At 40.5% G+C, this 13,232-nt stretch carries 8 protein-coding genes and 1 pseudogene; 3 read left to right on the top strand and 6 right to left on the bottom strand.

What is annotated here, in order from left to right:
• Window positions 1–2,799: 2,799 nt before the first annotated feature.
• Window positions 2,800–3,996, top strand: coding sequence for a peptidase U32 family protein (locus PHF18_RS17370; RefSeq protein ID WP_300104923.1), 1,197 nt, complete (start codon window positions 2,800–2,802; stop codon window positions 3,994–3,996).
• A gap of 325 nt (window positions 3,997–4,321) precedes the next feature.
• Window positions 4,322–5,287, top strand: a complete 966-nt coding sequence (mch, locus tag PHF18_RS17365; RefSeq protein WP_300104922.1) for a methenyltetrahydromethanopterin cyclohydrolase — start codon at window positions 4,322–4,324, stop codon at window positions 5,285–5,287.
• Between the two features lie 256 nt (window positions 5,288–5,543).
• On the opposite strand, the gene PHF18_RS17360 is transcribed toward mch, so the two are convergent.
• From PHF18_RS17360 to PHF18_RS17340, 5 genes and pseudogenes are all read right to left on the bottom strand, one after another.
• The gene (locus tag PHF18_RS17360; RefSeq protein WP_300104920.1) at window positions 5,544–7,085 is read right to left on the bottom strand and encodes an oligosaccharide flippase family protein; all 1,542 of its coding nucleotides are present in this window, start codon (window positions 7,083–7,085) and stop codon (window positions 5,544–5,546) included.
• Window positions 7,086–7,101: 16 nt separating this feature from the next.
• Window positions 7,102–7,494, bottom strand: coding sequence for a hypothetical protein (locus tag PHF18_RS17355; protein WP_300104918.1), 393 nt, complete (start codon window positions 7,492–7,494; stop codon window positions 7,102–7,104).
• Window positions 7,495–8,989: 1,495 nt separating this feature from the next.
• Window positions 8,990–9,508, bottom strand: a pseudogene (locus PHF18_RS17350) (PGF-pre-PGF domain-containing protein); the annotation flags it as partial.
• A 281-nt stretch (window positions 9,509–9,789) separates the two neighbouring features.
• Window positions 9,790–9,945 (bottom strand): DUF1328 domain-containing protein, encoded by a 156-nt coding sequence (locus PHF18_RS17345; protein ID WP_300104917.1) that lies wholly within the window; start codon window positions 9,943–9,945, stop codon window positions 9,790–9,792.
• Between the two features lie 332 nt (window positions 9,946–10,277).
• Window positions 10,278–11,552: a DUF1015 domain-containing protein gene (locus PHF18_RS17340; RefSeq protein WP_300104915.1), complete on the bottom strand. Its 1,275-nt coding sequence runs from the start codon at window positions 11,550–11,552 to the stop codon at window positions 10,278–10,280.
• A 182-nt stretch (window positions 11,553–11,734) separates the two neighbouring features.
• On the opposite strand from PHF18_RS17340, the gene PHF18_RS17335 reads away from it, so the two are divergent.
• Window positions 11,735–12,364, top strand: a complete 630-nt coding sequence (locus PHF18_RS17335) for a hypothetical protein (RefSeq protein ID WP_300104914.1) — start codon at window positions 11,735–11,737, stop codon at window positions 12,362–12,364.
• Between the two features lie 457 nt (window positions 12,365–12,821).
• Here PHF18_RS17335 and PHF18_RS17330 read toward each other — a convergent pair.
• On the bottom strand, window positions 12,822–13,232 hold a 411-nt coding region (locus tag PHF18_RS17330; RefSeq protein WP_300104913.1), incomplete at its 5' end, for a hypothetical protein.

The raw sequence follows: 13,232 nt of genomic DNA, 5'->3' as shown, positions 1-13,232 counted from the left end.
TTAGAGGTCTTCACATTGTCCCAGGAGCTTTGCACCTAAACATTACTGTAAACGCACATCCTGGTAGGATTACTCCAAATGGAAAGAGTAGCACGAAGGCAATTTATGACGTAGCTTCTTGTCGCACTATCCTACATTCGGCAGCAAGTACATTCTAACATATAAATATCCTTAATTGTTATTTTTTGTAGATTCACTTAAAAACCAATATCATACGGACTATATATCCAACACGATTTGACATTTATCTCATTTATCGCAAATATATATTAATTATGTTATGGTTAACATTTAGTAATTTTTGATTTAAATTGAATTTCAAAAGTTCTGAAAAAAACGATATCAACAGAATAATTGAATGGATTTTTATGTCGACCTGCCGAAAGCAGGTTATATCACCTGAACATTCGCTGTATATTACGTATTTACCATTTGCCTTTTTTATGTATCTGACTCCAAGTCCACTCTTTTTCAACATGGCTTTTCTCATCTCGGCATCGGATTTTTCAAGCCCGAAATGAACTTTCAAAACAAGTTGAAAACAAGCTGAAAACAGGTTGAAAACAAGTTGAAAACAAGTTGAAAACAGGTTGAAAACAGGTTGAAAACAGGTTGAAAACAGGTTGAAAACAGGTTGAAAACAGGTTGAAAACAGGTTGAAAACAGGTTGAAAACAGGTTGAAAACAGGTTGAAAACAAGTGATCACATGAGACTCCCACCCGAAAAAAAGTCAAAAATAAATTCCCTCTTGCAGAAAGCCTTCTCAGGGGAACTGGTCTCATAAAAATGAAGTTTTAAGGAACTGAATCATAAACGACTAGCTCGAAATCCTGAATTCTGAATTCTGACCTGTAAAACCGTATTAGCTATTCCGTGTCATTTTTGTCACGCCCGAGTTTCGCTTCGGGAGCACGAGGTCCTTTTCGCTGCGCTCAAGAGGACTACTTGATGGGTTTTAGCTGAGATGCGCTCAAGAGGACTAAATTACGATTTCTCTGACCCATACAACCTTATTCATCATCCTGAGCCGTTTTTGTCACGCTCGACGCAGGAGAGCGGCTTTCAGACAAAAAAGAGAACGAAAATGATACCGAGAAAGAGCTACAAAGCAGCCACAAACTGAGAGCGACAGAAAAAATCGGTAAGGGAGCAAATAGAGCAATCTCAAAAACAATCTTCCCAGAAAATCAATACCTTATTCAACACCTTCATGCAGAAAGCCTTCACATGAGAACTTGTCTAATAAAAAAATGATTTAGCGAATAAATTAAGATCTGGAAGGCTTAAAAATTCATCATTCGGGCTTTAAGGCTCTTATTCATGGCTTTTTTTTGAAAGGCCGGTCGCCTGCGACCGGTGAGAGTGTGGGGTGCTGAAAACTTGAAATAACTGACAGTATCTGCGGGCTAAAATAAGCATGAAATCGGAACCTGGAAGAATTAGAATCCAAAACCAAAATTGAGTTAAAATAAGGAATTAATTTACTAAAAAAGACATTTTAGTATTTTTTGGAGTGATCCATAGGGTCTGGTCCAATTTTATGTAATTTAGTTCTGTACTCAGTTAATTTACTACTTATTTAAGTTATTACCCATTTAAGTTACTTAGTCAAGTTATTACTTATTTAAGTTATTACTCATTTAAGTTACTACTTATTTAAGTTATTACTCATTTAAGTTACTACTTATTTAAGTTACTACTTATTTAAGTTATTACTCATTTAAGTTACTACTTATTTAAGTTATTACTCATTTAAGTTACTACTTATTTAAGTTATTACTCATTTAAGTTACTACTTATTTAAGTTATTACCCATTTAAGTTACTTAGTCAAGTTATTACTTATTTAAGTCACATATCTTCTTTGTACGTCTTCTTCATACATCGGGACTGACCCTATGGACCAATTATATATATGTAAGTAATAGTATAAAAGAGCAACGACTGTACTCTTATTCTTTAGCAGTACTGCTACCTAACATCCACAACAAAGCACAACATTTAAACTCCAATGCCCGAAACTAACGCTCAAAACAAGTTGAAAACAAGTGATCACATGAGACTCCCACCCATAAAAAAAGTCAAAAATAGATGCCCTCTGGGACAGTTTCTGGAGTGACGGGTTGTCCAGCCTTTTGCAGTCCATTGAACAGTGTCGTACAATGTAAAAACCTGAATATGAGCTCTGCATAAATAGTTGGATTATAGCATTCAAAATTTCGAGTTGAAATTGCAGTGCCAAGTTTCAGGATTTAAAAATCTTTTATTCGCTAAAAGAAAAAAATAAAAAAAAGTAGTGATTAAATTTTGATCTATAGTCATCCCACATCTTTTTAATTCATAAGCCTTCAGCAGGAAACCCGTTAAATCTTTAGATTTAGCGAGTAGTTGACTTCTATTATTTTCTGCTCTTTTCTGCTATTTCCTGTTGTTTTCTGCTCTTTTCTGCCATTTTCGGTTATTTTTTGCCATTTTATGTTATTTTTTGGTTTATTCTTCTCCTATTTCCCTTCTGAATTCTACGTAATCTCTTTCGACATCTTCGAGTTTTGCGTCTTTGAGTTCTATGTATTTAAGTTCGTCTTCCATTTTATGTACCCCCATGATTGATATATTAAAAGTCTCTATGTGGTTTCTTTGTCTATACGTGAAATTCTTTTTTTTGAATTCAACTTCTTTATTATTTTAAAGAACAGAGTGCACTTTTATAAAGCTTTCGGTTGTCCTTGCCATTATTTGTGAGGCTGATGCAGGCAGCAAAGATATTCTTAAATCAAAGTTAAAACATTTTCCCCTCTCATGCATAAAAGTTCAGAACCAGAACTTCTCATTGGAATCAGAAATCTTGCAGGGCTTGAGGCATGTTCCAGGTATGCTGATGCTGTCTATTTTTCAACGGATAGGCTCAGCTTGAGAGCAAAGGCAAAAGAGATCACCCTTGAAACTCTGGAGGATTTCGTTTATGAGGTCAAGGTGCGGGGGCTAAAGGCTTATCTGGCTGTAAACTCAGCCGTAAATGAAGCCAGGCTTGATGAAGTAGATGATGTGGTAGATGCAGCTGTAAAAGCCGGAGTGGATGCAGTTATTGCCTGGGACCCGGCTGTTATCCTTAAGGCACGTAAAGCCGGGCTCAAGATCCACATCTCCACACAGGCAAACGTTACGAACCACGAAACTGCGGAGTTTTACAGAACCCTTGGAGCGGAGCGTATAGTGCTTTCAAGGGAACTTTCCTTAGAAGAGATCCGGAAAATCAGGCAGCAGACTGAGATAAAAGTCGAAACTTTTGTTCACGGGGCGATGTGTATGGCAGTTTCAGGAAGGTGCCACCTTTCGGCATATGTCCTTGGAAAATCCGGGAATTGTGGGGAATGCACCCAGCCCTGCCGCTGGGAATGGGAGCTTCACGGGGAAAATGGGCTTGTTGTGGAAAGCAGGGGAAAATACCTCCTCAGTGCAAAAGATTTATGTATGATAGGGCATGTCCCGGAACTTTTTGAAGCCGGGATAGATGCATTTAAAGTAGAGGGCAGGCTACGTGACCCCGGATATCTGGAAGTGGTCTCCCGCTGTTACAGGGAAGCAATTGATGCCTGCAAAGAAGGTAACTATACCCCTGAAAAAGTAGAGGCATGGAGATCTGAGCTGGCTTCTGTGTATAATAGAGGTTTTTCTACTGGTTTTTACTTCGGAATTCCGGGCCTGGAGGGTTTCTCTCCTGATAAAGGAATGAATGCCTCGGAAAAGAAACGCAGGGCTGCAGGGGTTGTAGAGAATTATTATCCCAAACAACAGGCTGCAGCAATAAGACTGCTCGAAGAAGGGCTTGCAATAGGTGATGAGATCTTGATCGAAGGAAGCACTACCTATCTGAAACAGCAGGTCCGCTCTCTTGTAAAAAAAGGCATGCTTCTGCAAACAGTCGAAAAAGGGGACGAGGTTGGACTCGCTGTTGATGGGCCAGTCAGAAAAAATGACCGAATATTTATAATCTGATTAATTGTATTATCTAAGTACTCTATTATTATCTAATTAAAATATTATAACAGTATCTATATATTGGATTCTTCCTTATACGGATTACAGCTTACGGAAACAATTGACACAAGTTGGTTTAGTTATTCTGTATAGCCCAGTTATTAAGTATTAATACTCATCTGGCAGGACTAACTTCCAGCCGGGTAAATTAACTCGATTGGTAGCCAGCCATCTGATCAATAATATGGTTTACAGTCAAATACTAACCTGTAAACAATTTCGATAAAAATTTCGATAAAAATTTCGATAAACAATTCTCTAATCTATAAGTAAAGGTGATATTTTGATAAGCGTCAACGAAATGGGATCATACGTCATCGAAGAGATGCTCGACTGGAGTGAAGACCTGAAAACGGAAGTAATCAAGCTTGAAAACGGCGCCACAATCATTGACTGTGGAGTTAATGCTGAAGGCGGATATGAAGCCGGTATGTACCTGGCAAGACTCTGCCTTGCTGACCTTGCTGACCTTAAATACAGTACCTTTGACCTTAACGGCATCAAATGGCCTGCCATCCAGGTGGCAACTGACAACCCGGTAATTGCCTGCATGGCTTCCCAGTACGCAGGCTGGAGAATCTCCGTTGGGGGTTACTTTGGAATGGGTTCAGGCCCTGCACGTGCCCTTGGCTTAAAACCCAAAGAGCTCTATGAGGAAATCGGGTATGAGGATGATTTCGAAGCTGCGGTCCTTGTCCTGGAATCCGACAAGCTCCCTGATGAGAAAGTAGTCGAGTACATTGCAAAACACTGCAGTGTAGACCCTGAAAATGTCATGATCGCCGTTGCGCCTACAGCTTCCATTGCAGGCTCTGTCCAGATCTCAGCTCGTGTTGTAGAAACCGGTATCCACAAATTCGAATCCATAGGTTTTGATATCAACTGCATCAAGAGCGGGTACGGAATTGCCCCTATCGCTCCCATTGTCGGAAACGATGTCCAGTGTATGGGCTCAACCAACGATTGTGTGATCTACTGCGGCGAGACCAACTATACAGTCCGCTTCGAAGGCGAGCTGGCTGAACTCGAAGAATTCGTAAAGAAAGCCCCCTCAACAACCTCCGGGGATTTCGGAAAGCCCTTCTACCAGACCTTCAAGGCAGCAAACTTTGACTTTTTCAAAGTTGACCCAGGCATGTTTGCTCCTGCCAGAGTCACCGTAAACGACCTCAAGAGCACAAAGACTATTTCAAGCGGTGGGATCTACCCAGAAATTCTGCTTGAGTCCTTCGGAATCAGGAACGTTTGAAAGGGCATTTGCTCTTTTTTATTTTTTTCTTCTTTTTTCTTCTTTTTCTCTGATTTTTTTACTTTTTTATTTTTTCTTCTTTTTTTCTTTCTTGGTGCCGACATTCCGCAAATGTTCACAAAAATAAAATTATTTTTGTTAAATATTTAATTGTTCTATAATAATTGACCTTTTTTATGGCAAATTCGTTGATTCTTAAATACAGCACAAACTAAATTTGTCACCAGGTCTATATTTCAGGTTATCCTTTAAAGCTTCAATATCCGAGAGTTTTGAGTGCCTGCGGGAGAAGGGTACTGATATTCTGCATGACTGTTTTTTTGATACCGTTTACCATGTCCATTTCCTTATCATCGAGCACCTTTGCATACCGGATAGCCACGAAATACACAATCATAAAGGCTGTATATTCCCAGCTTGCCCCGGACAGCGGAAGCACTTCCCGGGCTGTGAGCATACCCACAACCAGAATGGCACCTATAAGGGTCAACCGTCTGTACATCGGAGTAAAGGGATGCATGTGCTGTGCTCTCCAGGCTCTCAGAGTCATCAAGACCTCTATGGATGCAAAAGACGCAGAAGACGCTGCTGCTGCACCTATCATGCCGTACTGGGGTATAAGCACGAAGTTAAGTACTGCATTAATTCCTGCACTTGCAACCGAGCACTTCATCAGGAAATCAGAGTCTCCGGATGCCATTATAGTGTGATAGTTAAATCCAAAGTACGAGTTTGTTACGAATCCCAGGGCAAGGATGCGCAGAACCGTAGCCCCGCCTGCATAGTCTGCTCCGTAGATTTTTGTCAGGAGAAAATCCGGATACACGAACATCAATGCAAAGATCGGGAAGGTAAGCAGAAAGCACCACTTTGTCATTATTGCATAAATCGAGCCAAGTGGTTCAGTTCGGTTTTCACCCCACAGCTTTGATGTTACAGGGGTGTACACGAACCCCATGGAGCCGATTATCATGGACAGGAACCCGACAAGAGGATATACTGCACTGTAAACTCCAACGACTTCGGCTGATTTGAAATAACCAAGCATTATGGTATCAGTCCAGGTCATAAGGTTAAGCAGGGTCGCACTTATTAAAAGCGGGAATGAGTACCTTATCAGCTTTTTTGTGGGCTCACTGAATTTAAGTTTCCATTCCGGTTTGATTGGGGGGTTTTTTATAAAGTAAACTGACATTACGCCAAATGTAAAGACCATTGAAAGCAGGTCTGCAAATACAACTCCTTTCAGGGACACTCCGAAAAACACGGCAGCTGAAGCAAAGCCCAGCAGGGAAACTGGCCTTATGATGTTGTAGAAGTACATGTTGACACTTGTACGGTCAAATCCCCTGTAGATCGCCACTGACAGGTTCAGGAGTATGGTGAACGGGATGGCAAAAATCATTATCCTGATAACGGATAAGATTTTGCCCTGTATGTCAAACCCTTCCCCAGCCAGACGTTCAAACAATAGGGGGGAGACCAGCATGGCAAGCATACCGGCAACAAGGCCCATTAATACAGCCGAGATTATCAATTCATGGATCTTGTGCTCCTCATGCCTGCCTCTGAAGTATGCAATATACCTTGGTACCCCTTCGTGGAGTCCGAGAGTTGCTACGGCGCCTGTGATTGAGATTACTGTAAGTGCAAGGGAATAGGTACCGAAATCCGCTGGCGAGAGATAGGATGTGAGCACTCCTTTAATCAGGATATCAAGCAGCATTCCAAGAAGTGTTCCTGCCAGGATCACACCGGAACCTGCCACTATCCTGTTGACTGATTCGTTAACTGGCATGAGAATCCCCGTTCTCTTAATTTCTGGCTTCCGGGGCTTCCGGGGCTTTCGGGCAAGAACAGAGTTCTGGTGCCCTGCCAGTTACGATTGAATAACTCTCGGTCAGCTGGTTAAAGTTTAAGCGGCTTTTTTCTGCAGCCTGCAGGGGATTCAAGCCTGATTTTTCAACTCCGGATATTTTGCCAGATAGGGTGCTGGTATTTGGGGGAATGGGATAAGTACCGGATTGGATAGAAAAATTCATTTTAGGGTTCAGGGTTTCAAAGTTTACTTTTTCAAATTCTTTAAAGCAGCTGTAAATCTTAATTGCGTCGTCGTGCCTGTTTTTTTGCTCGATTTCTTGTCCGATTACTCCGGGATGAGTTTTTAAGACAAGGTCTAATTGGGGTTTCTCTTTAACAATCGACATGGTTCTTTTACGACCCTGTGGGTTGGATTGAAATTAGGTCTGCGATTGTATCCGGGGTTGGAGTCCAGATAGGGTATGATCGAATTCGGGGTTGGAGTCCCCGCTGAATTCGATATGGAAATGAGTGTCTGAACACTCAGTGGGGGCTGGACTTCCGGCAGTACCCGATGAATTGTGGGTTGGATTTTCCGGGTAGTGCCCCGTGGGTTTGGTTGGATTGGATCCTGGTAGGGTCCCGATTGGTTGGAGTAAATCGGGATAGGGTTTGATTCGAATCGGGATTCAAAGCTGGATTCTGGCAGGAACCTGTCAGATTTTCTGCCAAATCCTTAATTGGGTTTAGGGTTTGTTTCAGGTTTTTTCTGGCAGCCCTGGGTGTGGCTCAACGGTATCTTGAACGGACAGTTCTTTCACTTTGAACGGACAGTTTATTCTTCCGTTTTAGATGGATTTCAGTAAACCTGTTTTTTGAAGGTTGCTATCCTTTTTTACATAATGGCTGTGTAGGGAATTATCGAGCCATTACTCAATGCATCCGCAACCGGTTTAGGTGACGAATGGCTGCTGAAAGGCAGCAAGGGACTTTTTGTAAGTTTGATATTGTTTTTCTTAAAACCGAAGAAATACCTACTTATTAAATTTCATTGACCATTTCTCCAAATTTTATTAGGAGTACCTGCTTGACCAAATATATATACGTTTCTGAATGATTATTTGATTATCATAATCGGGTTAAACTGATGCCGGAACAAAAATTCATTTACGATGTTCTTCTCAAAAGGTCTGGCTGAAAGCTAGTTCTAAAGGTACAAGGCTGGTATTTTAAGACATGCCTTGGAGCCATATTCTAGTTCTGTTTCTGGAAATAACCCACAAAAACACGGTCTCAAAACCAAAAAAACCCTATTTGCCTCTTCCGGACATCTCTAAACTTATTCTTCATGTAGGAAATTTTGGATGCAAGAGGGCATCTTTTCTTACCTTTTTTTGTTTACAGGCTGGATAAAAAAGGCTTCTCTCCTGAAGACAAATTAGTGCAGTAAAAACAGAGAAATGTCATAATTTATCATTATGATTATTCTTTCAATCTTAAACTGAAATTTACCAGACAGTGTTTTTCAATCCAAATATTATAATAATGATTTTGTATCTTGACCCCCGGAAAACACTTTGAAATCCAGATATTATAATGTGTCCCCTCGAGTCTGTCTGTCTGAGACTCCAGAAAACCAGGCAACCTTATAGAAGAAAAAGAGCGCAAAAATAATTATTTTCAGGTATTTTTCATGCCTAAAAAAAATAAAAATCTGGATGAAAGTATTAGGCCTTCGTCCAAGATTTTAGAGATTTAATCAATTCGCCAAGCAGGATGGTTATTTCAGAGATCATTTCAGAGCTCTGACCATCCTTACGATTTCCCTGCTCAGACATATGTTCAGCCGTCGGCCCTGTACTTACCTTTCAGATTAACCGAACGAGTTTCCGGATAAGAACCTGATTCAGTTGCATTTTCTGAAGAGGCATTTATCTTGCCGGTTATCGCAAAGGAAGAGAAACCGGTGGTTTCGGCTGTAAAATACGTAAACTCATCGTCTTCTTTCAATATGGAGACTGGTAGTTGTTCCCATTTTCCATCGTTATACCTGTTAAGGGCAATGGAAGAGCTATCTGTTCTGTTTTCCTGCATCCAGGCCTTTTCAACCTTAAAACAGAGGACAGAATTTTCAATGTTCTTTGAGGTTGCATACCCGCTGTTTCCTACCCAGACATTAAAGGACTTATAAATGTCCCCGGAAGGTAGTTCGGAAACAAGTGCGGATTTATTTTTTAATTCCTTAACAATGGTTGTGGTTTTATCTGCTGTTTTTTTCGCATCAAATTTTACATACACAATGCAGGTTGCATTATTTTTAAAATCAAACTTTACAGCTTTTCCGTTTGTAACGAAGACCTGGGAAAGTTCCTTTACGTCGATGTTTCTGGAAGATTCAGGAGAGCCGCCGCCGCCACCGCCAGCGCAACTTTGATTAAGACAGTATTTATATGCCAGTAATGGATTCTTTTTTTGCTTTTCCTCAACTGTTGATTACTCCCTCAAATATTTAATCTATTTAACCGTTTTCCGGAAGGTTAGATCCTGATTTCTCATTTCTCTTTAATTAAAATTCTGAAAAAAGTAGAGGTAAAAGTATAACTTTTTCTTTACAGGTTTTTAAGATAAAAGAAGAAGCATGAGCACAAAATTGGTTTATGCCCATCTATCAAATTTTGACACTACTGCGATATGGGATCCCGTCAGAAAATTAGCGAAATTATCGCAAGTATAACAAAGATTATAACAAGCCACTTTGCGATATTCATAGATAAACCGGCAATCCCCCTTGCCCCTAAAATATATGAAATAAATGCTAAGATTAAAAATACTACTGCAAGTCCAATCAGATCTGCCATATTTTACTCCCCCTGTGGTTGTTTAACCAATAAATCCATTATTTGATTAGAGGTATTTATAATTTGACTGTTAAATTAAATGACTCTTAAATCAAATTGCGTGCGGCCACCTCACCCTAAACAGGCTGTCCGACAATTCAATTTCAGGGCAAAAACATGTAAATAATAAGGCATTTAAAGCCTTTAAATAGAAAAAGAAGGGACTAAATTCGTACTGGGCCTGATTGTCGGACAGTCTCTAAAGGACGGGGTATTCGTGACCTTTCGCACTCCTGTAGTAATAAAATGACTGAAAAATTGGAAAAAAATAACTAAAAAGGTTACTGGAAGAATTACTGCGTAATCCTTCTAGCTTCAATATAATACCTTTTCTCGTTTTCCTTTCCAAGGGAAAAGGATTTTCTTGGGAGAATTCCCTTCTTTTTTATAAGAGCAAAGAATTCGCTTCTTTGCAATGAAGGAAGGAAGAAACCAATACTTTCAGGCTCTTTTCCTAGTTTCTCCACCACTTCAGGGTCATGTTCATATTCAACCGGATAACCGTCAATAACCTCGTCAAGGGTTTCAACCTCCAGGTCATGCTTGGGGTTCTCAAAGATAAGGACACCCCGCCTGTCTTTTGCAATAAATCCAATTGAGTGACCGGTAACCGGATTATCCGTGGCTGGATTATCCGTAGCTGGATTATTAGTGCCCGAATTATTGGTGACCAAATTCCCAGTAATTGAAGGATCGGAAGTTAAATTGTCGGATGGAGATTTTATGGATGGAGATTCTATAACTCTCGCATTGGACCTTTTAATCAGTTCCTCAGGGTCAACCCCTCTTACAATCCTGTGAATTGGTTCAAAGGTAAGTCCTGGATCATGAATGTTTACAAGCTCTACGAGTGCGTATCTGGCCGGGTGGTTGTCCGGGACTGTTCCTTTAATTTTCTCCCAGAAACTCTTTGCGGCGGCAAGGCTGTGGTTTCCATCCCCAACAAGGAGGATTCCAAGAGCCTGAATCCTTTCCGAAATCTCCCCAATTGTCTTTTCATCGCTGATCTTAAAGCCTCTTATATGGCCACCGTCTTCCATCAGGTCAAAATCATAAATCTTATTTCCTTCATAAAACGGACTATCGGTTTTCAGTGGGATAACGGAAAAGTCCGGGTCATCATATAAAACAAGAACATGCGTAAGCTCCAGATCTGCATTTTCTCTTATCATGACTCTTGCAGGAAGCCTTTCTTTGATTGTTTTTTCAGTTGGCCTGATGAAGGATTCAGATCCATCGTATTCGTATCCTTCCAGATCGATTGCGACAACCAGACCCGTCCTTTCACTGCCTGAAACAGCACGCTTTACAAGAATAAAGCAGGCGCCATGATCAACAAGAGCATCTTTGTAATTGCACATTGCTTTATGGATCTGATTTACTCTATTTTCATCTAAAGGAAGGTATATTTCAGGGTAAATTAAATTAAGAGCAGAAGGAGTATCTCCAACAAATTCTTCTACTTTTCTCCAGTACCCTATATCCTGAGTATGCTGGTCACAGGCAATTACTGCCCATTCTTTCCAGTTAGCCTCTGGAAGAAGAATGTGGGGAACGTGTAATATCATGGTTAATTAAAAAATAGAGAGGAGATATAAAGATTTCTAAACTCTATCTGGAAAATCTTCTCCGGAATATACTGAAAGCAAAGAATAGAGACTCCTCTTTTTATTGAAGGGTACTTTATCGATAGTTATTTTATTGAGAGCAATCTGTGTTAGGTTCTGTAAGGAAAAATATGTGGGATAATTTGAAATCTGTCATGATACGGGTTGGGAAAGAGATCAAGTGCTTTTGTAAATGGGGTCGTGAGAGCCTGTTGTCCTTTACTGTCCGGATAGGCCGAATTATCGCAAAAGTTCTCGACCTCTTCGTTTTTCCAGAGGCTATGGACCTCTTATGGCAGATTATAAAACCCAGGACCCGAAGGCTAACTCCGGTAGAGGAACAGGAAGCGAGAACCGTATTTGGAGACAGCATCAATTACCGGCAGGTGCGTATCGACGAACATTCGCTAATTGCCTGGCTCGGGGCAAAGATAAACAATTGCTCGGGTATGGGTGTTACCACCTTTCATACAATCAACTTCAATGAAAAGATTAAGACCGCTGCAGGCAATTCAAACATGAAGTGGCTTATTCATGAATTAGCCCATGTAGCACAGATGGAACACGTCGGCTCAAAATATCTGGTCGAAGCAGTTTATGCACGATCAAAGGAAGGATATGGATACATTCCCGGTGCAAAACCATCTTTACGTGACTATAACCGCGAACAACAGGCTTCGATTGCTGCAGACTATTATATTGCACGCATTTCAGGCAGCTCAACGGCTCCGTATGATACTTATATTGCAGAACTGCAAGCAGGGAAGTTATAACTATGGTCTTATCCTGACCCTTTCCTGAATTCTTTTCAGCAGCAGGAGCTTTAGCCCTCTTGATACCATTCGGTTTTAGTCTGCTTTTAAGCCATCTCTCTGTTCAGTATACATACCCCTGTTGCTTCATAAGAATGTTTAAAAAAAGAGATTAAAGAAGATTCCGATAAACCCCATTTTTTTATGGGTAGATTATCTGCCATTTATACGGCCAAATCTAAAGGTTTTTTGAAATCTTCAATTCTAATTTAATTAATTCTGGGTGAAACAGGTTTTGTACCGGTTTCGTATCTGCAGGCAGTCGAATTTATAGTTACCCTGGAGAGTTGGTGGGGCGGAGGTTCCACCCCTTAAACATTCCCGGTCAAAGTCCCAATTAAAGTTAAACTGCTCACAGTTGAAGTTATAGTTTTCCTGGACATTAAGTATGGTGCCTGTTCCGTCTTCCAGTTTCCTTTTATTCAGTTTCTTCTTTGCTAACTGGAGCTTCTTTTTCAGATTCTTCGGTGCAAACTGAAGCCTCTTCTTTGGCTTTTTCGGCATTAACTGAAGCCTCTTCTTTAGCTTTTTCTGTGCAAACTGAAGCTTCTTCTTTAGCTTTTTCGGCACTAACTGAAGCATCTTCTTTAGCTTTTTCGGCACTAACTGAAGCTTCTTCTTTGGCTTTTTCGGCACTAACTGAAGCTTCTTCTTTGGCTTTTTCGGCACTAACTGAAGCTTCTTCTTTGGCTTTTTCTGTGCAAACTGAAGCTTCTTCTTTGGCTTTTTCGGCACTAACTGAAGCTTCTTCTTTGGCTTTTTCTGTGCAAACTGAAGCTTCTTCTTTGGCTTTTTCGGCACTAACTGAAGCTTCTTCTTTGGCTTTTTC

It is taken from the genome of Methanosarcina sp. (assembly GCF_028693135.1).
Classification (GTDB): Archaea; Halobacteriota; Methanosarcinia; order Methanosarcinales; family Methanosarcinaceae; genus Methanosarcina.
The sequence above is the reverse complement of the archived record's forward strand: the minus strand, read 5'-3'. Positions and strand labels throughout refer to the sequence as shown.

Coding starts and splice junctions, on each gene's coding strand:
- PHF18_RS17370 (WP_300104923.1), top strand. CDS start 2,800: ATGCATAAAAGTTCAGAACCAGAACTTCTCATTGGAATCAGAAATCTT.
- PHF18_RS17360 (WP_300104920.1), bottom strand. CDS start 7,085: ATGCCAGTTAACGAATCAGTCAACAGGATAGTGGCAGGTTCCGGTGTG.
- PHF18_RS17355 (WP_300104918.1), bottom strand. CDS start 7,494: ATGTCGATTGTTAAAGAGAAACCCCAATTAGACCTTGTCTTAAAAACT.
- PHF18_RS17345 (WP_300104917.1), bottom strand. CDS start 9,945: ATGGCAGATCTGATTGGACTTGCAGTAGTATTTTTAATCTTAGCATTT.
- PHF18_RS17340 (WP_300104915.1), bottom strand. CDS start 11,552: ATGATATTACACGTTCCCCACATTCTTCTTCCAGAGGCTAACTGGAAA.